Below are 22,993 nucleotides of genomic sequence, written 5' to 3' on the forward strand. Positions count from 1 at the left end.
GTTAAGACGAGGTTGACGTGGCGTACGGCGGGTCACAAGTCGGCGAACGATCCGTGATCACCAATACGGTCTACCAACTGCCCGATGCCCCGCCGCCTGAGCTGCTGCCGCCGCCGAAACCGCCCCCCGATCCCGAGGAGGAGTTGGAGGAGGACGAGATCACCGGGATCGTGTAGATCGTGGCATTGTGATAGTTGCAATGGCGGCAGGTCACGGTGCGCTCGCCCCGCCCGGTGGACTGCCGCGTGGCGCGGTCCAGCACCTCCTTGCGGGTGTGCATGCCGCGTTGACCACATTGCGGGCAGGTGGCAAAGCGGTCCTTGATGCGCTGCCCGAACAACCCGCCCCCGATGATCAGGGCTGCGAACCCGCTGAACAGGAACAAGATGACCCGGGTCATTGATCCGCTCCCGGAGTCGGAGCGATCCAACGCCTCTTTGGGCGGTTGGTGGCCTTCGACATGGGGCTGGACAACCCATTCGATCACCCGGTCGGTACCGTTCACAATGCCGGTGGCGTAGTCGCCCTGTTTGAAATGCGGCAGCATGTCGAGGCCGGCAATATACTCGGCCGCGATATCGAAGTCGCGCCCGTAGCCGCTGCCCAGTTCGATGCGCATGTCGCGGTCGTGGGTCAGGACAAGGATCAGGATCCCGTCATTGCGGGTGGCGTTCCCGATGCCCCATTCATTGAACAGCCCGGTGGCGAAATCCTCCAACCGGCTGCCGGGCACCCAGGTCTCGCGGGTGTGGAGCGTGAGCACGGTCATCTCCACTCCGGTTGCCTCACGCAGCTTGGTCAGTTCTGCGCGCAGGTCGGCCTCGGTGCTCACGTCCAACACCTCGGCGTAGTCGTTCACGTAGATGTTTTCGTGCTCGGGATAGCTCTGCGCGGCGGCCAGGCCGGGCAGGGCAAAACAAAGAAAAGTTAGAATACGGAGCATCAAAGATCCCCTGAAAGTTCCTCCAAAACAGTGGGGATCATCATGACATCTTCGCGCGTACAGTCAAATTGGCCGACCTGGACGCGGATGACGAAGGCGCCCTCATGGGTGGTCTGGGTCAGGTAGATGCGCCCGTCGTTGTTGACCTTTTCCAAGAGCGCGGCGGTGCGTTCGTCGTCTTGGAAGCGGAAGGTGAAGAGCGACAGGATCGGGTCGGTGGTCACCTCGAACCCGGGCAGGGCAGCGATGGTTTGCGCCGCCTCTTCGGCCCAGGCGACGTGATTGCGGATGCGGGCGCGCAGGCCGGACAGGCCCTCGGCGCGGATCAGGAACCAGATCTTCAGCGCGCGGAAGCGGCGGCCCAGGGGCACGGTCCATTCGTTGTAATTGACAACCTCATCCGCGCCCTGGGTTTGCAGGTAATGCGGACGCAGCCCCATGGTGGCGATCTGCGGGCGCGGGTCGCGGATGAACTGCACGGCGCAGTCGAATTGCGCGCCCAACCATTTATGCGGGTTGAAGACGATGCTGTCGGCCTTCTCGATCCCCTCCCAAAGCGGGCGGAACTCGGGACAGATCATCGCGGATCCCGCCCAGGCGGCGTCCACATGCACGGGCAGGCCGTGGGCGTGGGCGACGGCGATACAGGCGCCGATCAGGTCGCAGGCGCCGATCGAGGTGCCGCCGGTGCAGAGCACCACGCCGGTCGGTTTTAGCCCGCTTTCGATGTCCTGGCGGATGAGCGCGTCCAGCGCCTCAGGATCCATCGAGTAGGTTTCATGCCCATCGAGCCCGGGCACTTTCACCAGGTTGTCCTGACCGATCCCGGACAGACGTACCGCCTTGTCGACCGAGCTGTGGGTCTGGGCAGAGGCATAGATACGCAGGGGGGGCATACCGGGCAGGCCCTTGGTCAGGCCTTCGTGCCCCAACGCCTGTTCGCGCATGGTCAGAACGGCCGACAGGGTCGCAGTGGTGGCCGAGTCGTGGATCGTGCCGGTGAGGTCGCCGGGCAGGCCCAATGCATCGCGCAGCCAGTCGACGGTCAGCGCCTCCATCTCGTTGGCCGCCGGGGCCGTCTGCCAGAGCATCGCCTGGGCCGCCATGGCATTGGCCAGCTGTTCGGCCAGCATCGACACGGGCGCCGCATTGCCCGGGAAATAGGCAAAGAAACGCGGGTGCTGCCAATGGGTCATGGCGTCGGGCACGAGGGTGGTGAAATCCTCGAAGATGCGTTCGACGGGCTCGGGGGTCTCTGGGGCCGGGCCTTCGATCTTCGCGCGGAACTCCCCGGGTTGAATGTCCGGGCGCACCGGCTTGTCGCGCAGCGTGGCGTGGTAGTCGCGGGCCCAGTCGGCGGCGCGTTTGGACCAGTGGTTCAGCTCGTCGTGATTCATGTCGGGGCTCCCGGATGGATTTTGCTGAACATGTTAAATATGCGGAGAACTGTCAAGCGCAGCTGTTGCAAAGCGGTGTCGCTGACGCGACGCTTGATGAGGCGCGGGGCCCGTGGGCCCCGTGCCGATTGGCGTGTGGATCGGGCGGCTGCGCCCCTCAGGCGTTTTCCAGCGCGGTGATGATCGGGCCGAAGTCCTCGGCCTTCAGGCTGGCCCCACCGACCAGGGCGCCATCCACGTTGGACACCGCGAAGATCCCTTCGGCATTCGAGGGTTTCACCGAACCGCCATAGAGGATGCGGGTCGAGCGGCCAACGCCGGGGCCGAAACGTTTTTCCAGCGCGGTGCGGATGAAATCATGCACCTCGCCGATCTGATCCAGCGTGGGGATCTTGCCGGTGCCGATGGCCCAGATCGGCTCATAGGCGATGACCATGTTCTGCGCGGTGACCCCATCGGGGATCGAGCCCGCCAGCTGCCCACCGATGATGGCGAGCGTATTGGCGGCCTCCCGTTCGGCCAGGCTCTCGCCCACACAGATGACGGCGGTCAGCCCGGCGTCGATGGCCGCATTGGCCTTGTCGCGCACGTCCTGGTCGTTTTCCCCATGGTCCTCGCGCCGTTCGCTATGACCCAGAATCACATGGGTGGCGCCTGCATCCTTCAGCATCGCCGCCGAGATATCACCGGTATGGGCGCCGCTACCTGCCGCGTGGCAGTCCTGGCCGCCAGTGGCAATGGCATTACCGGCCGCATCCGAGACGCGCGAGAGCAGCGTGGCGGGCGGGCAGATCAGGATATCGACGCCGGGGGCGGGGTGCGCAGCTGTCAAGGCCGCGATCTGGGCCAGGTTATCCCCGGTCCCGTTCATCTTCCAATTGCCTGCTGCCAGTTTGCGCCGCATATCCGTGCCTCCAAGTCGTTTGGGGCAGGGATAGCGCAAACCTCCGGCAGGGCAAAGGGGTCAGGTGAGCGCGGCCAGGGCCTTTCGCGCCCAGGTGCAGGCCGCGTCGGGATCATCCAGCACTTCGGGGGGCAGTTCCCAATAGGGCATGTGGGTGGGGGAGCCATCCTTGCGGGTATAGCTCCAGCGTGCCCAGCCTTCGGCCTCAAGCACCTTGTCGAAACCGTTTGCGCCTTTCAGAAGCAGCGTACCGTCGGAATGGATGATCGCGAAGATCGTGCCGTCGGCATAGAGGCACATCCCGCCCATCATCTTGCGGGTGGTCAGGGGCCCCAGATCTTCGAAGAGTTCGAGCGCGAAGGCGATATCCGCGTCCGAAATGCTCACTTCGCCGCCAGGTCTTCGTCGAACTTGATCGATTCGCCGCAGCCGCAGGCTTCGGTCACATTGGGGTTGTTGAACTTGAACCCGCTTTCCAGAAGGCCGACCTCGTAGTCGATCTGCGTGCCGAACAGGAACATCTGCGCCATCGGCGCGATCATCACCCGCGCGCCGTCCTGTTCTACGACTTCGTCATGCGGGTCGACGTCATCGACATATTCCATGGTGTATTCCATGCCCGCGCAGCCGCCTTTCTTGACGCCGATGCGCAGGCCCTTATGGCCGTCCTTGCCCATCAGCTTGGCGATCTGGGCGGCGGCCTTGTCGGTCATGGTCACGGCTTGTTTGCCGGGGATGGAGAACATGGGAGTGATCCTTTTCGCTTACCCCATATCTAGGGCAGCTTGCCGGGAAACCCAATACCTCGCATGAAACTCGTCAAACTTCATCACGCCCTCGGTCAGGCCCGGGGCGGTGCATTGCCTCAACTGATCGGCCAGGATTGGTTTCTATTGCCCCGTCACACCATTGGTCGAGCCCGGTTGGCGGCCCTCGTAGCGGTCATCTTCTCCGCTGCCCGGTTGACGCTGCCCGGTCGGGGGCAGGCACCACGTCGGGTAGTTCGACGCGCCGGTCGGATCCTCGCAGGTCTCGGTCACCGGCACGCAGCGCAGGTCCTGATAGTTGGACCCGACCGAAGCCGGTGTACGGCCGTCCTCGCATTGCGGATTGTCGCCGAGCTTGTCGTAGATCGGTTGCGGGAAGATGGGTGTGGGTTCCGGAGGCGGTGGGCCGCAAGCCGCAAGGCCCAGGCAAACAGCTGTCCCAAGTGCCACTATTGTCGTTGTTTTCATGCAATTTTCTCCTCTCTATCCCTGCAGTTTAGCACATTTTGCGGTTATTCCGAATTGCGGAACCCGGTGAGGGGGCTGGGAGGAGGCGTTTGTTCGCCGATCCGGTCAGGTTGAGAGGTCAAGCGGAGGCAACAGGGCAAGGGCTGCACCGGTTGCCATGGCGGCCAGAATGGCCCAACCGAAACTGGCCAGTGTGCCGATGATTACATATTCGGCAGAGCGTTGGTCGCGGGTGGCAGTGCCAAAGCGCAGCACGGATTTGGCGGCGACCAGGAAGCCCACGCCCAGAGGCAGGCCCCCGAGGATCAACACGAAAACGAGCCCGCGTTCGAGCAGACCAATGGTCCAGCCACCGCGTTTCAGCCCTTGTGATCGGATGCGCAACGCATGGGGTTTCATCAGAAGGCCAATGGCGAATCCGCCTGCACGGGTGGCGGCGATGAGGCCTGCCAGGATCGCCATCAGGGGCAGGGGCCAGTCAAGCGCTCCCCAGGCACCGGTGGCCCAGAGGGTGGGCGCGGCCCAGGCAACGGCCACGACGGTGGCCAGGTGTGCGATCTGATCGGTCAGGAAGGCGACGAGGGAGGTGAAACGGCCCCAGACCTTGATGGCGTCGATAACCAGGTGGACGGCGGCCAGCACCAGAAGGGCAGGCGCGTCCCAATGGCCGGTGGCGGCCTGCGCCGTCGCCAGTACCACGGCAGTGTGCAGCAGCAGCACGCCGGGTTTGGATTTGTTGGCGCTCATCCAGTCGGTTTGAAACAGGAAATCGGCGAGGATATGGGCGAAGATGAGGGCGGTGAGGGTTTCAGCCATTGGGCACTTCCTTCCCTTCGATGTTTTCTAATGCAATCCAAATTGCGTGGAAGCCGGCGCCGTCCAGGGCTTTAGTGACGGCTTGCCGTGACTTTCCAAGATCGTCAGCAATTTCGGTATACGTTTTCCTGCCGTCTGGTTTCAGCAACGGTAGAATCGCCGCAGCTTGAGCAGGCGTCCAGCTTTGAGAAATATGGTCAGCCAGAGTAAAGGCCGCGCTTGTTGCTCCAAGCTCTTGATGAGCAAACTCGACCGGCTTTGAGAATGGTTTGAGCCAGTCCAGAAGTCGCCCACTTTCGACAAAAACACTATCGGTGGCGTCGTTTAGGTCGTGTTGTAGCTTCGCTGGTTCAGCTAGGCCTTCTGCCACAGCAATAAACGTCGAAAACTCTTTCCCCTCACAGCGCAGCGCCGCCCGAAAGGCCAAAGCCGACCTCAACGTCAGCTCCGGCTTCGCCAGCCGCACCTGCCAGCCATCGCCGCGTTGACGTGTAAAGTGCAGGTCTTCGCCGTGCCACGCGGCCTGGGTCTCGGCGGATGCGGATAGGGCGTCGAAGGCGCGTTCCAGGTCGGCTGGGGCCATCTGGGTGGAGCCGATGATGTCCCCGGTCAGGACGGCGATATGGGTCTCTGTCTTGCTCATTGTGCAACCAATATAGGTTGCGGAGTGCAATATGCAACCTTTTTTGGTTGCTATTCTGGATTTGCAGCCTTTTTAGGGTGCGAAACGCAAAACGCACCCGAAAACGGGTGCGTCTCTCACAGGCGTGGAAGCCTAATTACATGAAGCCCAGTTCCAGCCGTGCTTCGTCGGACATCATTTCCATGCCCCAGGGCGGCTCCCAGGTCAGGTCGACTGTGACCTGTTGCACACCAGCGACCGGCTCTACCGCTTCCTGGATCCAGCCAGGCATGTCGCCCGCGACCGGGCAGCCCGGGGCGGTCAGGGTCATGATCACGCTGACCACGTTTTCATCGCTGATCTCGATCGTATAGATCAGGCCCAGGTCAAAGATGTTTACCGGGATTTCCGGGTCATAAACCGTGCGGCAAGCCTCGACCACCGCGTCATAGAGCGGGTGGGTATGGGTCGAGGGCTTGATCAGCGGCTCCCCTTCCAGGTGTTCAGGCGTTTCGGTGTTCATTGCGCGTCCTCAGCAAAACCTGACTGTTCATATAAGGAAAGGCTCAGCCAAGGTCCAGTGGCAGGGCGGTTGCGTGTTTCTTTTGTCGCAGCACGAAATGGGTGGTCGAGCTGCGCACGATGCCCAGGCCCAACACCTTGCGCATCAGGAAATGCTCCAGCGCCTCGGGGTCGGTGGCGATGACCTTGAGCAGATAGTCGTCGGCACCGGTGATCGAACAGCATTCCACGATCTGATCTTCGTGCGCGACAAAATCGTCAAAGGCGCGGATCGTGGGTTCGGTGTGATCGATCAGCGAGACATGCACATAGGCGCGGGTGTTCAGCCCCAGCTTCTTGGGGTTCAGAAGGGCGACGACCCGGTCGATTACCCCGGCCTTCTCCAACCGCCGGATACGTCGCCAGGCGGGGGAGGTGGACATGCCCGCCGCCTCGGCCAGTTCCTGGGTCGGGCGTTTCGCATCCTGCTGCAACAGGGAGAGCAGGCGGCGGTCCTGCGGATCGAGCTGGGTCAAATTTGCCTCCTGAACGCAAATATTCGCAAAATCTCACCCGAAAGTGAGGGTCCGTGTCAAGCATTCGGCAAATTCATTCCCTTAATACGTGATATTCTTTCGGTGAGGAGGATGAGATGAGCAAACAGTCCGCCTATGAGGCCAAGATCCCGGATGAAACCGGGCATATCCATTATACCGACGAGGAAAACGCGGTCTGGCACGACCTGGTCGCCCGGCAACTGCCCGCAGTCGACCGTCACATGGCACGGCCCTATCGCGACGGGCTTGCGCGTATGGACCTGCCGCTGGACCGGGTGCCACAATGCACCGACCTCTCTGCCACCCTGGGCGCGCTGACCGGCTGGCGCATTGCCCCGGTGCCCGCGCTGATCGGGTTCGGCAAGTTCTTCGGCATGTTGGCGGAACGCACCTTCCCGGCGGCAAGTTTCATCCGCTCGCGCAAGGATTTCGACTATATCAAGGAGCCGGATATCTTCCACGAGGTCTTTGGTCATACGCCCCTGCTGACCGATCCGCGTTTTGCCGGGTTCAGCCGGGCGATCGGCAAGGCGGGGCTGCGCGCAGAGCCCAAGGACTATAGCTGGCTCATCCGGCTTTACTGGTTCACCATCGAGTTTGGCCTGACCCGGGAAGGGGGCCAGGTGAAGGCGCTGGGGTCGGGTCTGGCCAGTTCCCCCACGGAACTGCCCTGGAGCGTATCGCACGGGCCCATCCTGCGTGGTTTCGACGTGATGGACATCCTGCGCACGCCCTACCGGATCGACATCCACCAGCCGCTCTATTTCGTGCTGGAGGATCTGGATGACTTGTTTGCCGCAGCGGATCGCGATCTGATGGCGGATGTGAAAGCGGCCCAGGCGCGGGGCCTGTTCGCGCCAGCATATGAGGAAGCGGGGTAGGGACATGACCGAGAGCTGTGATCTGAGCAACAAGGACTGCGTGCCGTGTCGGGGCGGCGTGGCGCCATTGGAGGCCGCCGAGGCCCAGGCGCTGCTGACGCAGCTGGACGGTTGGCGCATCGAGGGTGTGACCCTGGTCAAGCGGTTGGAGTTCAAGGGCTTTGCCAAGGCGACCTATCACGCCAACCTGGCGGCCTTCCTGGGCGACAAGCTGGGCCACCACCCGGATATCAGCTTTGGCTGGGGGTACTGTCAGGTCATCTTCACGACCCATGAGGCAGGCGGGCTGACCGAGAACGACTTCATCTGTGCGGCGAAGTTCGACCGGATGTGCGCGGGCGGGTAGGGCCAAAATCCTTCTAAAGGATTTTGCCAAGAGTTTTCAGAAAACTCTTGGGTGCGCTGCCCTCTTTGCTTTGGCGGACAGCTGGCGTATCACGCGCCCCATGACACACACGACCAAGTTCTCGTTCAAACTGAATGCCACCGACGGCAAGGCCCGCACCGGGGTGATCTCCACCCCGCGTGGCGATATTCGCACACCTGCCTTCATGCCCGTGGGCACCGCTGGCACCGTCAAGGCGATGCTGCCCGAAAACGTGCGTGAAACCGGCGCCGATATCCTGCTGGGCAATACCTACCACCTGATGCTGCGCCCCACGGCCGAACGCATCGACCGGCTGGGGGGATTGCACAAGTTCATGAACTGGGATCGGCCGATCCTGACGGACTCGGGCGGATTTCAGGTCATGTCGCTGGCGGATTTGCGCAAACTGACCGAGAAGGGTGTCACCTTCAAATCGCATATCGACGGCTCGCGCCACGAACTGACCCCGGAACGCTCGATGGAGATCCAGCGCCTACTGGGCTCGGATATTGTCATGTGTTTCGACGAGTGCCCCGCGCTGCCCGCCGATCGCAAACGCATTGCCGAAAGCATGCGCCTGTCGATGCGCTGGGCGGAACGGTCGAAGGACGCCTTTGGCGACCGCCCCGGCCACGCGCTCTTCGGCATCATGCAGGGCGGGCTGGAACAGGACCTGCGCGAGGAAAGCGCGAAGGCGCTGACGGACATCGGCTTTGACGGATACGCGGTCGGTGGTCTGGCCGTGGGCGAGGGGCAGGCGGCGATGTTCGACTGCCTCGACTACGCGCCGGATTACCTGCCGGTGGACAAGCCGCGTTACCTGATGGGGGTGGGCAAGCCCGACGACATCGTCGGCGCGGTGAAACGCGGCATCGACATGATGGATTGCGTGCTGCCGTCGCGCTCGGGCCGTACCGGGCAGGTGTTTACCCGCCGAGGCGTGGTGAACATCAAGAACGCCCGCCACGCCGACGACCCGCGCCCACTGGACGAACAGTGCACCTGTCCGGCCTGCCGGGACTACTCCCGCGCCTACCTGCACCATGTCTATCGCTCGAACGAGATGATCTCGGGCATGCTTCTGACCTGGCACAACCTGCATTACTTCCAGGAGATCATGCAGGGCATGCGTGAGGCCATCGCCTCGGGCACCTTCGCCGACTGGGAGGCCGATTTCCACGCCACCCGCGCCTTGGGGGATATTGATCCGTTTTAATCGCCGGGTAACCAGGGCAAGTGAAACCGTCTGGTCTGTCGCTTTTGTGCCGCATTCCCCATGCAGGCTTGGGGGGTGCTGAGAACGGAGACCAGCCATGCCCCTCTTGCCTGTAAAACCTTCCCTGAGTGTCCTCGGGGTACTGATCGCGCTGGGCACTACGGCCATGGCCGCCCCTGTGTCGGCTGAGGGCAAGTTGACGCCCGCACAGACCGGCGTTGTGAACAAGCGTGGCCCCTTGGATCAACCAAATGACAAGGTGGTCACACGCCCGTATCCGCAGGCAAATGCGAGCCTTCATGTTCTTGGCGATGATTGGGCCGAACAGACGCTGGATGACATGGTCGAACCTGCTGACGGTCCTTTTTGATCATCCGTCGACTCAGGGCGCGAAGCGGAAGAAGTTGCGGAAGCTGACTTCGGCGCCGGTGACCGCGTTGATATAGGCGTCGCTTTCGGCCAGGGCGTCATAGGTGGCCTCGACCGCCTCCATCGACGGGTAGGCCACCGCCATCAGCCGCTGCCCGGCCGCCGAGCCGGTCATCAGCGTGCCATAGCGGGTGATCAGCGCGCCATTGGCGGCGAAGATCGGCAGCAGGCTCTTCATCTCCTCGACGTAAGGTGTGGGCGAGCTGAACCGGGTCACGACCCCCACGGTTGGCTCCATCGCCGGCGGTTCCGTCAGGAACACGTCTTCGAGCTTCAGAACGTTGCGCAGCATCAGCCGCGCCTTGCCGGAGCTGCCCATTGCCTTGAACGCGTCGGACTGGCTGACATGATCCCAGCCTGCGCCCATCGCCTCAAGCCCGGGGTAGGTGGCAAAGAAGATGATGCAGCCAACATGGTCGCCGGTCAGGATCTGACCGAACCGAGCGGACACGGCGTGGCCGGAGGTGATCAGACCCGCGGCAATGTCGGTGCAGTGGGTATAGGCGGTTTCCAGGTAATCGGGATCACAGGACGCAAGGGTAATCGTGGTATACTTCAGATCAGGCATTGTTTTTCTCCCTGAAAATGTCCCCCGTTCGGGCGGGGTATCTTACAGTATAGCACATCGCGGATTGCCTCCCCGTTGGCCGGGGAAGGGCTCTCGAATCGAAATTGCTGAAATGACGGACAATCTGTGCCATGCTCGCGCAAAACGGGACTGGGAGGGGATGCAAGATGAAAGGACTGCGGGCGCTGGGCCTGAAGGGCGACTGGGTGCTAAGCACCTTGGAAGGCACCATCAGCGACGGGGGTGCGGAGGCGGAACTGCCGAAGCAGGAGGACGCATCGGTCACGGCGGAAATCGTCACCTTGGAGGACGGCCGCGCGCTACGCCTGCGCGGGGCGTTCTTCGGCCACGAAGGGCGGCTGGTGCGCATGGCTGACGAGGCCGCGTTGGAGGGGCATCCGCTGGGCCTGTTCCTGGAAGGATCGGATATTCCCTGCCCGCCGGGCGTGGTCGCCACCCTGGTGGGGCTGGACAGCCACGGCGACCCGGGCGGCACGCTGGCCTTCGGCGCGATCCTGCAGGTGACCGAGGCCGAGGACCTGATCCAGGGCGTCGCTTCGGTGCATCAGATGGGGACAGGCCGAACGGAAACCCGGCGCTTTACCCTGCGCCGCTGAGTCGCTTCGGCCCCGCGCTTCATGACGTTGGGATTCGCCCCGAACCGCCGCACGCAATCGTGAAAAGCGGCAATCTTAACCTTATTCTTGTGGATATCTCGCCCCGTGCTCTTGTGGTTCAGGGGGCAGGCCGCCACAATACCTGTGACGCATCGGCCAGGCCCGCGCCCAATCGATGTTGAAACCCGGGCTTTTCGCCCCCATGTTAACTGGCCGAGAACAGGAGACGGGATATGCTGCCGATGATCGGGGCTTTGCCGTCTGCCCAAGAACAAGGATAACCCATGACCGAGCAACTAAGCCCGTCCTATCCCGTCCTGCCTCTGCGCGACATCGTGGTCTTCCCCCACATGATCGTGCCTCTCTTCGTCGGTCGCGAGAAGAGTGTGAAGGCGTTGGAAGAGGTCATGCAGGACGACAAGCAGATCCTGCTTTCGAGCCAGATCGACCCCTCCATCGACGAACCCGATGCCGATGGCATCTATCGCAGCGGCGTGCTGGCCAATGTGCTGCAGCTGCTGAAACTGCCTGATGGTACCGTGAAGGTTCTGGTCGAGGGCCAGGCGCGTGTGCGCATTACCGAATTCCACGAAAACCCGGCCTTCTTCGAAGCCTCCGCCGTGCTGCTCGAGGAAACCGCCGGGGATCCCGAAAGCGTCGAGGCGCTGCTCCGCTCGGTCGGTGAGGAGTTCGAACGCTACGCCAAGGTCAAGAAGAACATTCCCGAGGAGGCTCTGGCCGCCGTTTCGGAAACCCGCGCGCCCGACAAGCTGGCCGACCTCGTCGCCGGTCACCTGGGCGTGGAAGTTGACCAAAAGCAGGAACTTCTGGAAACCCTGGACGTGGCCGAGCGGCTGGAGAAGGTCTATGGGCTGATGCAGGGCGAAATGTCGGTCCTGCAGGTCGAGAAGAAGATCAAGACCCGCGTCAAATCCCAGATGGAGCGCACCCAGCGCGAATACTACCTGAATGAGCAGATGAAGGCCATTCAGAAGGAGCTGGGCGATGGCGACGAAGGCCAGTCGGAAATCGCCGAGCTGGAAGAAAAGATCGAAGCCACGCAGCTGTCCAAGGAAGCGCGCGAGAAGGTCGATGGCGAGCTGAAGAAGCTCAAGAACATGTCGCCCATGTCGGCCGAGGCCACCGTGGTGCGCAACTACCTCGACTGGATGCTGTCCATTCCGTGGGGCAAGAAATCCCGTGTTAAGAAGGACCTGAACAACGCCCAGAAGGTGCTGGACCAGGACCACTACGGGCTGGAGAAGGTCAAGGAACGCATTGTCGAATACCTGGCCGTGCAGCAGCGCTCGAAAAAGCTGAAGGGCCCGATCATGTGCCTCGTCGGCCCGCCCGGCGTGGGTAAAACTTCGCTGGGGAAATCCGTGGCGCGTGCCACCGGGCGTGAGTTCATCCGCATTTCGCTGGGTGGGGTGCGTGACGAGTCCGAGATCCGCGGTCACCGCCGGACCTACATTGGCTCGATGCCCGGCAAGATCATTCAGGCGCTGAAAAAGGCCAAGACCACCAACCCGCTGATCCTGCTCGACGAGATCGACAAGATGGGCCAGGATTTCCGCGGTGACCCGGCCTCGGCGATGCTGGAAGTGCTTGATCCGGAACAGAACTCCACCTTCGTGGATCACTATATGGAGGTCGAATATGACCTCTCGAACGTGATGTTCCTGACCACGGCCAACAGCTACAACATGCCCGGACCGCTCTTGGACCGGATGGAGATCATCCCGCTGGCCGGCTACACCGAGGACGAGAAGTCCGAGATCGCCAAGCAGCACCTGATCTCGAAACAGGTCAAGAACCACGGGTTGAAGAAGGACGAGTTCGTGCTGACGGACGACGCCCTGACCGATGTGATCCGCTACTACACCCGCGAGGCGGGTGTGCGGAACCTGGAGCGCGAGATCGCCAAGCTGGCCCGCAAGGCGGTGACCAAGATCGTGCGCAAGCAGACCGACAAGGTCGAGGTCACGCCGGACAGCCTGGACGATTACCTGGGCGTGAAGAAGTTCCGCTATGGCCTGGCCGAGAAGGAGGATCAGGTGGGTGTCGTCACCGGCTTGGCCTGGACCAGCGTGGGCGGCGACCTTCTGTCGATCGAAGCGTTGCGTCTGCCCGGCAAGGGGCGGATGAAGACCACCGGCAAGCTGGGCGATGTGATGAAGGAAAGCATCGACGCCGCCAGTTCCTATGTGCGTTCTGTCGCGCCCCGGATCGGGGTGAAACCGCCGCAGTTCGAGAAATGGGACATCCACGTGCACGTGCCCGATGGCGCGACGCCCAAGGATGGTCCGTCTGCTGGCCTGGCCATGGTGACCTCGATTGTGTCGGTGCTGACCGGCATCCCGGTGCGCAAGGACATCGCCATGACCGGCGAGGTGTCCCTGCGCGGCAATGCCATGCCTATTGGCGGGTTGAAGGAGAAGCTGCTGGCCGCCCTGCGTGGCGGGGTCAAGACCGTGCTGATCCCCGAGGAGAACGAGAAGGACCTGGCCGACATTCCGGACAATGTGAAGGATGGGCTGGAGATCATTCCCGTGACCCATGTGCGCGAGGTGCTGAAACTGGCTTTGGTGAAGGAACCCGAGCCGGTGGAATGGGATGAGGCGGCTGAAGAGGCCGCCGCAGCCGAGGCCGCCTTGAAGCGTGGTGGCGACGGTGGGGCGGCTCAAACCGCTCATTGATCCGCTGCCTTTCGGTATCCTCTGAACGAAAGAAGAAGGCGCACTGGAGACGGTGCGCCTTGTTTTTTGGCAGGGGGCTACGCGAGCACGCTTGCGCTCTGGGGAACCGTGGGCACCCGTGCAGCCCCCGACTCATGCCGACCTCAGTCGACCACCCGCATTTCAAGACCAAGTTTGGCATAGTCGACCGTCATCAAACCCAGAGGCAGCGGCGCGACGGCATCGGGGTGGTGTGCCAGAACCTCCTGCGCCGTGACACCTTCATAGACGGTCGGCAGGCCGACATAGCGGAATTGGTACAGGGTCAACCCACCCTCGGTCATCCCGACAGGCCCAATGCCCGTCTTGAGGCGCATGTCGCTGGCATTACCTGCGCTCTCCGATCCGCCCCCCCCCCGGTGGCGGTCACTGCGAGGAAAAGCCCAAGCAGGATCAAGGGTGCGATGGCACCTTGTGAACTGGCCGCCGAGTCCTCGACGATCACGTCAGGCACGACAATCGGGTCCGTCAGGGATCCCGCCAGGGTGGTGGAGCTGGCCAATGAAAGGGCCAGTACGGCTGAAATTGCAGTTTTCTTCATATTTCTCGCCTATCAATCCAAACAGTTGATCGAGTCGAAATGCACCAATCAAGGTTTCGCGGAGCCGAGGGGGTTCGTGGTGAGGCGCGGTGAAACCGCTACATCTTGTGGTGCACGACGGCATGAGGCTGGATTTATTCACGAATTTGCGTTAACATTTTCCAAATTGGAAACAATCCAGCCACAGGCGGAACCGGAGCAGGGGCATAGATATGGCGAGCAAACGCAAGACCAGCACACGCAAGACGAGCAGCCGGAGCAGCACGGCAAAGTCCGCGGCGAAACCCACAACGAAATCCGCGGCGAAACCCAGCTCGACGCCCAAGACAACCAGCAGCAAATCCACCGCCACCACGGCATCATGCAAGGCGGTGGCCGCCAAGGCCGCGAGCGCCGCAAGAACCGCCGTGTCCAAAGCAGTGGCCGAGAAGGCCAAGCCCCAATCCGCCGAGGTATCGGCCCCGGTCGCCGTTTCCACACCTGTGGAAGCCGCCCAATCGCCCAGCACGCCTCAAGGCGTGACCACACCCTCCGTTGCGCTGAACAAACGGTCTCTGGTCGAACGCGTGGCCGCCCGTGCAGGCGTGCGAAAAGCTCAGGCGCGCCCCATTGTGGACGCCATGTTGGACGAGCTGGGCGAAGCGCTGACCCGCAAGGAAGTTCTGAAACTTCAACCCCTTGGCGTCATGCGCGTGGCCCGCATGAAAGAGACCGACAACGCCAATGTGCTTGTCTGCAAACTGCGGCGAAAAAAGTCGGAAAAAGGTGGGGGGGACCCCCTTGCGGAGGCTGCCGAGTGACGCTAGAAAGCGCGCCATCGGGTGATTAGCTCAGTGGTAGAGCGCTTCGTTCACATCGAAGATGTCGGGGGTTCAAATCCCTCATCACCCACCATCTCCTCCCTGCGCACTGCTAAAGCTAGCCCCTCGGGTGAGGTCTTCACGTCCTACTGTTGAGCGTCCGTGAACGACCGATGGTGCGCGGAAGGCGGGATTGCGTCAATTTTCTGAGATTTGAGGGCTTGCAAGTCCCCCTATGCGCCATGTATGACGCAGGCCTCGGCGGGTCGTTAGCTCAGTTGGTAGAGCGCTTCGTTTACACCGAAGATGTCGGGAGTTCGAGCCTCTCACGACAGGGGCGTGCGGCCGTTGATGCCGGCCACCAGCGGGGCGACGGATTTGTCGAGTGTCACGGTGACCTGTTCCCCCTCAGCCTTTACGGTTATCCGCCCGCGTTTGGCGATCTCGCGCGCCAGGGCCTCTGCGGCGACGCCCTTGAGGTGGGGCACCAGGGACAGGTCGCGCCCCTCAGCCACCGTCGCGCCGCGGGGCTTAGGCACGGCGTAGCCCGTGTGCATGCGGATCGTGCCGCGCAGTTCCTCGGCGAGGCTCATGCGGGCGATGGGGTCGTCGGGCAGGGGCATGTCCCTGGTCAGGTCGGAGGGATCGTAGAGCGCCGGGTTGGTGAACCCCGCCAGACGCAGGTCGGCGTGATCCAGCGCCTCCACCACTTCGCCGATGCGATACGGTCGGTCGGTGGAGTGCAGCAAAAGGTCGTAGAACCCGGCATCGCTGCGCTTGTGGTCCCCAACCAGGCGGTTCTGCACAAAGGGGTGGTTCTTCGGCAGGTTCGCCAAAATTCTACGCGCCTCGCGCAGACGGTCCTTGGGCGAGAGCCCCTCCAGGAGTCGCGCGAAGGCGTCCTGCAGCGGATAGACGCCGCTGCGCCCATAGGGGGCGTAGACCATAAAGCCCAGCCCGCCGTCGGGCGCCAGGGCACGCCCAAGCGCGTCGAACCCAGCCTGTGGCTCGGGCAAGTGATGCAGCACGCCGCAGCAGTCGATATAGTCGAATTCGCCCAGTTCGGGCGCGTCCAGCAGGCTGCCGGTGAGGAAGGTGATATTCTGCAACCCACGCACCCGCGCCCGCTCTTCTGCAATGGCCCGCGAGGCGGTGGACAGATCGACATAGGTGATCTGATAGGGACGCCGGGCGCTGGTCAGCACCTGGGCCAATTGGATCAGCCCGTCCCCGGTGCCGCCGCCGGCCACCAGCGCGTGCAGCGGCTTCGACCAGTCGCGTTTGCCGTTCCACAGGAACTGATCCATCTCCAGCGGATGAGACGGCGAGCCGGTGATCAGGCGACGCTTCTCGTCGGCCGGATCCCGTTCGGGGTAGGGAAAGGCTTCATACTGTTCCTTGACGCTGCTCATCTTGCTGCCTGTCTGTCCTGTGCACGCTGGACCTGTCTGCCGCGCGAGATTTCGGGGAATTCTGCGGATCACGGGGCAGGGGGATCAGTCCCCGGCTGGCGGTGCGCCCGTCGTGCCGCTTTCGGCCTCCAGCCGTCCCGCCGCGGCCCGCTTGCGCCGCTTGGCTTGGTCAAACGAGGCAACGAAAGGCTCGATCAAAGCCGCGCGGAGGGTGCCGTGGGGCTGCGCAATGCGCCGCCCTTTCAGATCCGCGAGGCCGAACTCCAGCTTTTCCACGCCGTGGGGCACATAGAGCGTGCCGAACATCCAGTCCCAGATCGCCAGCACCTCGCCGTAGTTCTTGTTGAAGTGTGCGGGGTTGATGGAATGGTGAATCTGGTGTTGGGCAGGCGAGACCAGCACATGTTCGACGACCGGGCCCCAGCTCAGCCAGATATGGGTATGGCGCAGGTTTGCGCCGGCCAGGTTGAAGGCATAGTAAAACAAGTTCGCCCCCATGATCATGACCACGTCCACCGTGCCCACGACCAGCCCCAGAAGCAGCCCCTGTAACAGCCCGATGAGCATCGCGCGGGCAACTGCCGAGAACACGTCATAGACCGGGTGCTTGCGCAGCACTGTAACCGGGTTCAATTCTTCCGCCGAATGGTGCAGCGCGTGGAAGGGCCAGAGGCGCGGGCGTTCGTGAAAGATACGGTGCACCCAATAGCCGGTGAAATCGCTGGTGGCGAACAGGATCAGGCCGATGAGGATTGGCGGCCAGGTGCTGGTGGGGGCGTTGTCGCCCGCCAGGATCGTCTGCACCCGATCTGCCAGCAGAGGTGCGAAGGCGAGGAGCGAAAACAGCCCCAGCGCACGCAGCACGCCGCCGGTGATCCAGAGCTTTACATCCACCCAGAACGAGCTGGTGCGATAGACGCGGCGCGGGAAAACCCAGGCCCAGAATCCCTCACCCGGCCGTCGCGCCAGCCACAGGGCCAGGGCGATCAATATCATTGAGGCCATGAAGACGGGGGACAGGCGCGAGGCGCCGCCGAACATGAGCTGCATCAGAAGATCCTGCGCGACCATCTGCAGCTCGGCCTCGCTCATCATCTGCAGCTGGTCTAGGGTCACGTCCATCGGGTCCTCCTCTATCCGCTGGAAAACTACCTGTCCGAAGGGCCGTTCGCAATCGTTGCGACGGGTGGGTTTCCGGGGGTGCCAATTTTTTTTCACGAAGCTTTCGTAAACCGCTTGACGCCCCCGCCATGCGCTTCTAGAACGCCCGGACAGTTCCCGAGAGGGGACGGCAGTGAGCGGTTGTAGCTCAGATGGTTAGAGTACCGGCCTGTCACGCCGGGGGTCGCGGGTTCGAGCCCCGTCAACCGCGCCACCGCTGCCACCCGACCCGGGAGAGGGTAACTGGGAAGGGTCAAAACCCCTTTCTGACATAGCCGAAAGGCAAAGCGCGGTTGTAGCTCAGATGGTTAGAGTACCGGCCTGTCACGCCGGGGGTCGCGGGTTCGAGCCCCGTCAACCGCGCCACTTTCCCCACCCGGAAATGGTATATGTTCAAGCTGATTGATGATCTGTCCCTGACCGTTTTCTTGGTCGCTGCCCTGACCCTTGGTCTCATGCCTTTCACCCCCGAACCGCATCTTTGGGAGAAGCTCAAGATGCTGACCTCGGGCGATCTGACCCGCCCTATCGACATGTTCGACCTGGCACTGCACGGGCTGCCCTGGTTGCTCCTGGCCGTCAAGGGCGCGCGGCTGGCCCTGGGGCATCGACCTTCTGAGTCCTGACTGGCGACCACCCTAGGTGGATTTTGATTCTCACCGGCCCCCAAAGCCTGTATGTATCGGACAAATCAGTCGGAAATCGGCCCCGTGCAAGGGGCCCTGGGGCGGAGCGGGCAGATGCAATCAAAAGTGGCAGCCTTGACCATGGTGCGGGATGACCTGTTCTTCCTGCGTGCATGGCTGCATCATTACGGCGAGGTTCTAGGGCGCGAGAACTGCTATATCGTGAACCATGGCCGCGGCGAGGCGGTGGCGGAGCTGGCGGAAGGCTGCAACATCATCGGCATCCCCGGTGATCCGCACAAGAATTTCGACATGAAACGCTGGCGGCTGCTGAACAACCTGGTCGAGGGGCTGCGCTGCTACTACGACCACGTGGTCGTGGGCGATGTGGACGAGCTGGTGGTGGTCGACCCGGACCTGGGCCAGAACCTGCTCGAATACCTCTCCGGCAAGCCGCTGCGCCGCGCGCTGACGCCCCTGGGGCTGGAGGTGGTGCATCGCATCGACAAGGAGCCCGAGGCGGTGACCGACCGCATCCTCGGCCCCCGCCGCCACGTGCGCCTGGCGCCGCATTATTCGAAACCTTGCGTGATTTCGGCCGGGACGAAGATCGCCCGCGGCGGGCATTTCACCAAGCTCGACAAGCTACACACGCCGGACGAGCTTTATCTGTTCCACCTGAAATTCTGCGACTTCCCGGAATATGTCGCGGCGATGAACCGACGCAATGCGGTGACCCAGGAGATCGGGGCAGGGATCAAGGACACCGCCATAGGCCGCCACTGGTTTGCCGAGGCGCGGGGCGAAGATCGTGCGACCTTCGAAGCCTTTGCCGACCTGCCGATGCATGATGGCTTCGACATGAAACCCTATCGCCAGGCAATGCATGACAGCTGGAAGGCGCGGGGAAACACCGGGTTCTGGGAATTTGACCGGCCCGACATCGACGCGCAGTTTGAGCTGCCGGAGCGATTCTTCGGGGTGTTCTGAAGCCGGGTAACCCGGGCGCCGCCTGTGTGACGGCGCCCGCGATTGTCTTCGTTGTCAGCTCGACATTTCGGCCAGAATGCGCGCCCAGGAGCGAATACCCTTGTGGAAACTCTCCAGGTCGTATTTCTCGTTCGGCGAGTGGATGTTGTCGTCATCTTTGGCAAAGCCTACCAGCATCGCGTCCATGCCCAGGATATCCTTGAAGTGGCCTGCAATCGGGATCGAGCCGCCACAGCCCACATAGGCCGCCGGAATGCCGTATTCGTCCGACAGCGCCTTGCGGGCCTGCTCAAACGCCGGGTTCTCGGTCGACATCTGCGAGGCGGCCGAGACGTCCTTGGAGCGGTACTCGATCGAGAACCCTTCCGGCAGGCGACTTTCCACATAGGCGCGGAAGGCCTTCTGGATCGCGTAGGGATCCTGTTTGCCGACCAAGCGGAAGCTGACCTTTGCCGACGCCTGCGAGGGCAGTACCGTCTTGAACCCGTCGCCGGTATAGCCGCCCCAGATGCCGTTCACGTCGCAGGTCGGGCGCGACCAGATCATTTCCAGCGGCGTGCGGTCCTGCTCGCCCGCCGGAACCCGCAGGCCCACATCGCCCAGGAAGGCGCCGTGGTCGAAGCCCAGCCCCTGCCACTGGCTGCGAATTTCGTCAGACAGCTCCTCGACCCCGTCATAGAAGCCGGGCAGGGTGATGCGGCCAGTGTCGTCATGCAGGTCGGCCAGGATGCGGGTCAGCACGCGGATCGGGTTCATCGCGATGCCACCATACATGCCCGAATGCAGGTCACGGTCAGGGCCGGTAATGGTGAAATCCTCGCCCACCAGCCCACGCAGTTGGGTGACGATGGCGGGGGTCTTCGATTCGAACAGCCCGGTGTCGCAGATCAGCGCCACGTCGGCGGTCAGTTCAGCGGCGTTCTCCTTCATGAAGGGCACCAGAGAGGGCGAACCTGATTCCTCTTCCCCCTCGAAGAAGATCGAGATCTTGGCGGGCAGGGATCCGTGCACCGCTTTCCAGGCGCGACAGGCCTCGACGAAGGTCATCAGCTGGCCCTTGTCATCGGACGAGCCACGCCCGCGAATGACCTTGCCCGCTGGGGTATCCTCCAGCGCAGGTTCGAAGGGCGCGCTGTCCCAGAGCTCGATCGGGTCCACCGGCTGCACGTCATAATGGCCGTAGAACATGACATGCGGGCCATCCCCACCCGTATGGGCCACCACCATCGGATGGCCGGGGGTGGGACGTTTCGAGGCATCGAAACCGATGCCTTTCAGATCCTCCACCAGCCAATCGGCGGCGCGGTCGCACTCCGCCGCATAGGCTGGGTCGGTTGACACGGACTGGATGCGCAGAAGCTCCAGCAGGCGGTCGATACTGGCGGACAGGTCGTCGTCGATCTTCTTGAGGACGGGGTCGAGTGTCATGGGCGCGCTCCGGCATGTTTGCGATATCTTGCCGGTCAACGTATCAGCGCGCGGGGCGCTGTCCAGAGGGTCTGGCACGCGGCTGGGGCAGGGGGTAAGCTGCCCCCGAACCAGTGAGGGAGTGCAGGATGAAACGCGGTTTGATGGCTGTTCTGGCCGGGGTGATGATGACGGGCGCGGCGATGGCCGAACCGGTCGAGGAACGCGCGGCGCGCAAGATGCTGTTCAGCCCCAAGGGCATGATGCTGGAACCTATCGCCGTCGAGGGCCTGTCAGACGACATGACCGCCAGCATCGACGGCCTGGTGGCGCAATTCGCCGACCGGAAACGTCTGAAAGCGCTGGAAGCAGCGGGTTACAGCTACTACGGCGCACTGGCTGTCCCGACCGACCAGCCGTTGAAGATGGAGCATCTGGCTTTTGTCGCCAAGCTGCACAGCCCGGAGGCCGCGAAGGCCAATGCGCTCAAGACCTGCGCGCAGACCTCCGGCAGTCGCGCCTGCGCGGTGGTCGCGCTGCTTCTGCCCAAAAGCTGGAAGCCTCAGCCGCTGATGTTGAGCCAGCCGGCCACCGAGCGCCTGCGCAAGACCTGGAAGGAGGGGGACGGACCCAAGGCTCTGGCCATCTCTCTGGGCACCGAGGCCTGGGTGATCGCCAAGGGACCAGGCGCGGCCGAGACGGCGCTGGAGCGCTGCAATATCAAGGCGGTCGAGCAGGGCGGGGCGGATTGCGAGATCGTGGTGGCCGAGGAATAACCGGCCCGAATCAGACGAAATCCGAGAAAAACAGTAGGCTTTTGAGGGCGTCTGAGATGGCGCCTTTCGGAAACATTTGAGCCGGAAAACACAGGGTTGACCCGGGTCAAAGGCCGCTCCTGCGTCTTTTTGTATCGGTTTTTTGAATGTGTTCACCTTACGGACCTTGTATGGTGTCGCAACGAACAGGATCAAACCGGACCCTTGGAGGGGACTTTGAACTACGACGCGAAACTGGACGCGGCGCTGCAGCGCCTGCATGACGAAGGCCGCTACCGCACGTTCATCGACATTGAACGCGAAAAGGGGAATTTCCCGCACGCGGTCTGGACCCGTCCGGACGGAACCCAGCAACCGGTAACGGTCTGGTGTGGCAATGATTACCTGGGCATGGGCCAGCACCCGGTGGTGCTGGAGGCGATGCACGAGGCGTTGGAGGCCACCGGCGCGGGTTCGGGCGGCACGCGCAACATCTCGGGCACGACGGTCTATCACAAGCGTCTGGAGGCCGAACTGGCCGACCTGCACCGCAAGGAAGCGGCGCTTCTGTTCACCTCGGCCTATATCGCCAATGACGCGACGCTTTCGACCCTGCCGAAACTCTTTCCCGGGTTGATCATCTATTCGGATGAACTCAACCACGCGTCGATGATCGAAGGGGTGCGCCGCAACGGCGGGGCCAAGCGTATCTTCAAGCACAATGACGTCGACCACCTGCGCGAGCTGCTGGCGGCGGATGACCCGGAGGCACCCAAGCTGATCGCCTTCGAATCGATCTATTCCATGGACGGCGATTTCGGCCCAATTGAAGCGATCTGCGACCTTGCGGACGAGTTCGGCGCGCTGACCTATATCGACGAGGTGCACGCGGTCGGCATGTACGGCCCGCGCGGTGCAGGCGTCTGCGAACGCGACGGTCTGATGGGCCGGATCGACATCATTAACGGCACCCTGGCCAAGGCCTATGGGGTGATGGGTGGATATATCGCTGCCAGCGCGAAAATGTGTGATGCTATAAGGTCTTACGCGCCGGGATTCATCTTCACCACGTCGCTGCCGCCGGCGGTAGCGGCGGGGGCCGCGGCCTCGGTCAAACACCTCAAAACCGATCAGGCGCGCCGCGACAGCCAGCAGACCCAGGCCAAGGTGCTTAAGACCCGCCTGCGTGCGCTCGGCATGCCGGTCATTGATCATGGCAGCCACATCGTTCCGGTGATCGTCGGCAACCCGGTGCATTGCAAGGCGCTGTCGGACATGCTGCTGGACCAGTTCGGCATCTACGTCCAGCCGATCAACTTCCCAACCGTGCCGCGCGGCACCGAACGTCTGCGCTTCACCCCCTCGCCGGTGCATGGGCCGGACGAGATGGACAGGCTGGTGAACGCGCTGGACAACCTCTGGTCGCAATGTGAGCTGAATCGCGCCGAGCTGTCGGCCTGAGACAGTTCGGCAGGTGCAACTGCCCCTTGTATGTGGTAATTAAACCTCA

27 protein-coding genes and 3 tRNA genes are annotated in these 22,993 nt (G+C 62.7%); 14 read left to right on the forward strand and 16 right to left on the reverse strand.

Going from position 1 to position 22,993, the window contains the following annotated elements:
* Positions 1 to 70: 70 nt before the first annotated feature.
* From ACO07D_RS15670 to ACO07D_RS15715, 10 genes are all read right to left on the reverse strand, one after another.
* Positions 71 to 943 carry a TPM domain-containing protein gene (locus ACO07D_RS15670; RefSeq protein ID WP_421703878.1) on the reverse strand — a complete coding sequence of 291 codons (873 nt, stop codon included), beginning with the start codon at positions 941 to 943 and terminating at the stop codon, positions 71 to 73.
* Positions 943 to 2,340 carry a pyridoxal phosphate-dependent decarboxylase family protein gene (locus ACO07D_RS15675; protein ID WP_421703879.1) on the reverse strand — a complete coding sequence of 466 codons (1,398 nt, stop codon included), beginning with the start codon at positions 2,338 to 2,340 and terminating at the stop codon, positions 943 to 945. Before ACO07D_RS15675 ends, ACO07D_RS15670 begins: the two co-directional genes overlap by 1 nt.
* 157 nt (positions 2,341 to 2,497) lie before the next feature.
* The gene (gene tpiA / locus ACO07D_RS15680) at positions 2,498 to 3,244 is read right to left on the reverse strand and encodes a triose-phosphate isomerase (RefSeq protein WP_421703880.1); all 747 of its coding nucleotides are present in this window, start codon (positions 3,242 to 3,244) and stop codon (positions 2,498 to 2,500) included.
* Positions 3,245 to 3,304: 60 nt separating this feature from the next.
* On the reverse strand, positions 3,305 to 3,631 hold the full coding sequence (locus ACO07D_RS15685; protein WP_421703881.1) for a TfoX/Sxy family protein: 327 nt from the start codon (positions 3,629 to 3,631) through the stop codon (positions 3,305 to 3,307).
* Positions 3,628 to 3,990, reverse strand: coding sequence for a HesB/IscA family protein (locus tag ACO07D_RS15690; protein ID WP_421703882.1), 363 nt, complete (start codon positions 3,988 to 3,990; stop codon positions 3,628 to 3,630). The genes ACO07D_RS15685 and ACO07D_RS15690 overlap by 4 nt, the downstream gene beginning before the upstream one ends.
* 144 nt (positions 3,991 to 4,134) lie before the next feature.
* Entirely contained in the window at positions 4,135 to 4,479 is a 345-nt protein-coding gene (locus ACO07D_RS15695; protein WP_421703883.1) for a hypothetical protein, read from the reverse strand.
* Positions 4,480 to 4,584: 105 nt separating this feature from the next.
* Entirely contained in the window at positions 4,585 to 5,295 is a 711-nt protein-coding gene (locus ACO07D_RS15700; protein ID WP_421703884.1) for a DUF3307 domain-containing protein, read from the reverse strand.
* A complete protein-coding gene (locus ACO07D_RS15705; protein WP_421703885.1) occupies positions 5,288 to 5,938 on the reverse strand; it encodes a MarR family transcriptional regulator in 651 nt (216 codons plus the stop codon). Before ACO07D_RS15705 ends, ACO07D_RS15700 begins: the two co-directional genes overlap by 8 nt.
* 136 nt (positions 5,939 to 6,074) lie before the next feature.
* The gene (locus tag ACO07D_RS15710) at positions 6,075 to 6,440 is read right to left on the reverse strand and encodes an SUF system Fe-S cluster assembly protein (protein WP_421703886.1); all 366 of its coding nucleotides are present in this window, start codon (positions 6,438 to 6,440) and stop codon (positions 6,075 to 6,077) included.
* 43 nt (positions 6,441 to 6,483) lie between these two features.
* The gene (locus tag ACO07D_RS15715; protein WP_421703887.1) at positions 6,484 to 6,954 is read right to left on the reverse strand and encodes an Lrp/AsnC family transcriptional regulator; all 471 of its coding nucleotides are present in this window, start codon (positions 6,952 to 6,954) and stop codon (positions 6,484 to 6,486) included.
* 116 nt (positions 6,955 to 7,070) lie between these two features.
* Between ACO07D_RS15715 and phhA the strand changes: the two genes are divergently transcribed.
* The 4 genes from phhA (at position 7,071) to ACO07D_RS15735 (ending at position 9,809) form a co-directional block, all read left to right on the forward strand.
* On the forward strand, positions 7,071 to 7,856 hold the full coding sequence (gene phhA, locus ACO07D_RS15720) for a phenylalanine 4-monooxygenase (protein ID WP_421703888.1): 786 nt from the start codon (positions 7,071 to 7,073) through the stop codon (positions 7,854 to 7,856).
* Between the two features lie 4 nt (positions 7,857 to 7,860).
* Positions 7,861 to 8,202: a 4a-hydroxytetrahydrobiopterin dehydratase gene (locus ACO07D_RS15725; protein ID WP_421703889.1), complete on the forward strand. Its 342-nt coding sequence runs from the start codon at positions 7,861 to 7,863 to the stop codon at positions 8,200 to 8,202.
* Positions 8,203 to 8,302: 100 nt separating this feature from the next.
* Positions 8,303 to 9,439 carry a tRNA guanosine(34) transglycosylase Tgt gene (gene tgt / locus ACO07D_RS15730; RefSeq protein WP_421703890.1) on the forward strand — a complete coding sequence of 379 codons (1,137 nt, stop codon included), beginning with the start codon at positions 8,303 to 8,305 and terminating at the stop codon, positions 9,437 to 9,439.
* A gap of 97 nt (positions 9,440 to 9,536) precedes the next feature.
* Positions 9,537 to 9,809: a hypothetical protein gene (locus ACO07D_RS15735; protein WP_421703891.1), complete on the forward strand. Its 273-nt coding sequence runs from the start codon at positions 9,537 to 9,539 to the stop codon at positions 9,807 to 9,809.
* Between the two features lie 12 nt (positions 9,810 to 9,821).
* Here the strand turns inward: ACO07D_RS15735 and ACO07D_RS15740 are convergent, their stop codons facing one another.
* On the reverse strand, positions 9,822 to 10,436 hold the full coding sequence (locus ACO07D_RS15740; protein ID WP_421703892.1) for a hypothetical protein: 615 nt from the start codon (positions 10,434 to 10,436) through the stop codon (positions 9,822 to 9,824).
* A 167-nt stretch (positions 10,437 to 10,603) separates the two neighbouring features.
* On the opposite strand from ACO07D_RS15740, the gene ACO07D_RS15745 reads away from it, so the two are divergent.
* Entirely contained in the window at positions 10,604 to 11,053 is a 450-nt protein-coding gene (locus ACO07D_RS15745; RefSeq protein WP_421703893.1) for a hypothetical protein, read from the forward strand.
* A 284-nt stretch (positions 11,054 to 11,337) separates the two neighbouring features.
* Positions 11,338 to 13,752, forward strand: coding sequence for an endopeptidase La (gene lon / locus ACO07D_RS15750; protein ID WP_421703894.1), 2,415 nt, complete (start codon positions 11,338 to 11,340; stop codon positions 13,750 to 13,752).
* A gap of 143 nt (positions 13,753 to 13,895) precedes the next feature.
* Here lon and ACO07D_RS15755 read toward each other — a convergent pair whose 3' ends face one another.
* Together ACO07D_RS15755 and ACO07D_RS15760 are read right to left on the reverse strand one after the other, a co-directional pair.
* Complete coding sequence (locus ACO07D_RS15755; RefSeq protein WP_421703895.1) at positions 13,896 to 14,108, reverse strand: hypothetical protein; 213 nt, start codon at positions 14,106 to 14,108, stop codon at positions 13,896 to 13,898.
* 375 nt (positions 14,109 to 14,483) lie between these two features.
* On the reverse strand, positions 14,484 to 14,747 hold the full coding sequence (locus ACO07D_RS15760; RefSeq protein WP_421703896.1) for a hypothetical protein: 264 nt from the start codon (positions 14,745 to 14,747) through the stop codon (positions 14,484 to 14,486).
* Here ACO07D_RS15760 and ACO07D_RS15765 point away from each other — a divergent pair.
* Positions 14,740 to 15,132 (forward strand): HU family DNA-binding protein, encoded by a 393-nt coding sequence (locus tag ACO07D_RS15765; RefSeq protein ID WP_421703897.1) that lies wholly within the window; start codon positions 14,740 to 14,742, stop codon positions 15,130 to 15,132. The two genes, ACO07D_RS15760 and ACO07D_RS15765, sit on opposite strands and share 8 nt — an antisense overlap.
* A gap of 19 nt (positions 15,133 to 15,151) precedes the next feature.
* Positions 15,152 to 15,226 (forward strand) — tRNA-Val (locus tag ACO07D_RS15770).
* 232 nt (positions 15,227 to 15,458) lie between these two features.
* Here the strand turns inward: ACO07D_RS15770 and ACO07D_RS15775 are convergent.
* Both ACO07D_RS15775 and ACO07D_RS15780 read right to left on the reverse strand, forming a co-directional pair.
* Positions 15,459 to 16,544, reverse strand: coding sequence for a class I SAM-dependent methyltransferase (locus ACO07D_RS15775; protein WP_421703898.1), 1,086 nt, complete (start codon positions 16,542 to 16,544; stop codon positions 15,459 to 15,461).
* 84 nt (positions 16,545 to 16,628) lie between these two features.
* On the reverse strand, positions 16,629 to 17,666 hold the full coding sequence (locus ACO07D_RS15780; RefSeq protein WP_421703899.1) for a sterol desaturase family protein: 1,038 nt from the start codon (positions 17,664 to 17,666) through the stop codon (positions 16,629 to 16,631).
* Between the two features lie 176 nt (positions 17,667 to 17,842).
* Here ACO07D_RS15780 and ACO07D_RS15785 point away from each other — a divergent pair.
* From ACO07D_RS15785 to ACO07D_RS15800, 4 genes are all read left to right on the forward strand, one after another.
* Positions 17,843 to 17,919, forward strand: a tRNA-Asp gene (locus ACO07D_RS15785).
* Positions 17,920 to 17,994: 75 nt separating this feature from the next.
* Positions 17,995 to 18,071: transfer RNA gene (locus ACO07D_RS15790), tRNA-Asp, on the forward strand.
* Positions 18,072 to 18,094: 23 nt separating this feature from the next.
* Entirely contained in the window at positions 18,095 to 18,331 is a 237-nt protein-coding gene (locus ACO07D_RS15795; RefSeq protein WP_421703900.1) for an RND transporter, read from the forward strand.
* 114 nt (positions 18,332 to 18,445) lie between these two features.
* Entirely contained in the window at positions 18,446 to 19,321 is an 876-nt protein-coding gene (locus ACO07D_RS15800) for a glycosyltransferase family 2 protein (protein ID WP_421703901.1), read from the forward strand.
* 54 nt (positions 19,322 to 19,375) lie between these two features.
* Here the strand turns inward: ACO07D_RS15800 and ACO07D_RS15805 are convergent, their stop codons facing one another.
* Positions 19,376 to 20,749, reverse strand: a complete 1,374-nt coding sequence (locus ACO07D_RS15805) for a M20/M25/M40 family metallo-hydrolase (protein ID WP_421703902.1) — start codon at positions 20,747 to 20,749, stop codon at positions 19,376 to 19,378.
* Between the two features lie 128 nt (positions 20,750 to 20,877).
* Here ACO07D_RS15805 and ACO07D_RS15810 point away from each other — a divergent pair, with 128 nt between their 5' ends.
* Positions 20,878 to 21,504, forward strand: coding sequence for a hypothetical protein (locus tag ACO07D_RS15810; RefSeq protein WP_421703903.1), 627 nt, complete (start codon positions 20,878 to 20,880; stop codon positions 21,502 to 21,504).
* Positions 21,505 to 21,720: 216 nt separating this feature from the next.
* Positions 21,721 to 22,944 (forward strand): 5-aminolevulinate synthase, encoded by a 1,224-nt coding sequence (gene hemA, locus ACO07D_RS15815; protein ID WP_421703904.1) that lies wholly within the window; start codon positions 21,721 to 21,723, stop codon positions 22,942 to 22,944.
* The last annotated feature ends 49 nt before the right edge of the window (positions 22,945 to 22,993 follow it).

The sequence above is a fragment of the Aliiroseovarius sp. genome, from assembly GCF_965228805.1.
GTDB lineage: Bacteria > Pseudomonadota > Alphaproteobacteria > Rhodobacterales > Rhodobacteraceae > JASBTN01.

Excerpts from the sequence above, each read along its gene's own strand:
- ACO07D_RS15670 (WP_421703878.1), bottom strand. The coding sequence starts at position 943 with ATGCTCCGTATTCTAACTTTTCTTTGTTTTGCCCTGCCCGGCCTGGCC.
- ACO07D_RS15675 (WP_421703879.1), bottom strand. The coding sequence starts at position 2,340 with ATGAATCACGACGAGCTGAACCACTGGTCCAAACGCGCCGCCGACTGG.
- tpiA (WP_421703880.1), bottom strand. The coding sequence starts at position 3,244 with ATGCGGCGCAAACTGGCAGCAGGCAATTGGAAGATGAACGGGACCGGG.
- ACO07D_RS15690 (WP_421703882.1), bottom strand. The coding sequence starts at position 3,990 with ATGTTCTCCATCCCCGGCAAACAAGCCGTGACCATGACCGACAAGGCC.
- ACO07D_RS15695 (WP_421703883.1), bottom strand. The coding sequence starts at position 4,479 with ATGAAAACAACGACAATAGTGGCACTTGGGACAGCTGTTTGCCTGGGC.
- ACO07D_RS15700 (WP_421703884.1), bottom strand. The coding sequence starts at position 5,295 with ATGGCTGAAACCCTCACCGCCCTCATCTTCGCCCATATCCTCGCCGAT.
- ACO07D_RS15705 (WP_421703885.1), bottom strand. The coding sequence starts at position 5,938 with ATGAGCAAGACAGAGACCCATATCGCCGTCCTGACCGGGGACATCATC.
- ACO07D_RS15710 (WP_421703886.1), bottom strand. The coding sequence starts at position 6,440 with ATGAACACCGAAACGCCTGAACACCTGGAAGGGGAGCCGCTGATCAAG.
- phhA (WP_421703888.1), top strand. The coding sequence starts at position 7,071 with ATGAGCAAACAGTCCGCCTATGAGGCCAAGATCCCGGATGAAACCGGG.
- ACO07D_RS15725 (WP_421703889.1), top strand. The coding sequence starts at position 7,861 with ATGACCGAGAGCTGTGATCTGAGCAACAAGGACTGCGTGCCGTGTCGG.
- tgt (WP_421703890.1), top strand. The coding sequence starts at position 8,303 with ATGACACACACGACCAAGTTCTCGTTCAAACTGAATGCCACCGACGGC.
- ACO07D_RS15735 (WP_421703891.1), top strand. The coding sequence starts at position 9,537 with ATGCCCCTCTTGCCTGTAAAACCTTCCCTGAGTGTCCTCGGGGTACTG.
- ACO07D_RS15740 (WP_421703892.1), bottom strand. The coding sequence starts at position 10,436 with ATGCCTGATCTGAAGTATACCACGATTACCCTTGCGTCCTGTGATCCC.
- ACO07D_RS15745 (WP_421703893.1), top strand. The coding sequence starts at position 10,604 with ATGAAAGGACTGCGGGCGCTGGGCCTGAAGGGCGACTGGGTGCTAAGC.
- lon (WP_421703894.1), top strand. The coding sequence starts at position 11,338 with ATGACCGAGCAACTAAGCCCGTCCTATCCCGTCCTGCCTCTGCGCGAC.
- ACO07D_RS15755 (WP_421703895.1), bottom strand. The coding sequence starts at position 14,108 with ATGCGCCTCAAGACGGGCATTGGGCCTGTCGGGATGACCGAGGGTGGG.
- ACO07D_RS15775 (WP_421703898.1), bottom strand. The coding sequence starts at position 16,544 with ATGAGCAGCGTCAAGGAACAGTATGAAGCCTTTCCCTACCCCGAACGG.
- ACO07D_RS15780 (WP_421703899.1), bottom strand. The coding sequence starts at position 17,666 with ATGGACGTGACCCTAGACCAGCTGCAGATGATGAGCGAGGCCGAGCTG.
- ACO07D_RS15795 (WP_421703900.1), top strand. The coding sequence starts at position 18,095 with ATGTTCAAGCTGATTGATGATCTGTCCCTGACCGTTTTCTTGGTCGCT.
- ACO07D_RS15800 (WP_421703901.1), top strand. The coding sequence starts at position 18,446 with ATGCAATCAAAAGTGGCAGCCTTGACCATGGTGCGGGATGACCTGTTC.
- ACO07D_RS15805 (WP_421703902.1), bottom strand. The coding sequence starts at position 20,749 with ATGACACTCGACCCCGTCCTCAAGAAGATCGACGACGACCTGTCCGCC.
- ACO07D_RS15810 (WP_421703903.1), top strand. The coding sequence starts at position 20,878 with ATGAAACGCGGTTTGATGGCTGTTCTGGCCGGGGTGATGATGACGGGC.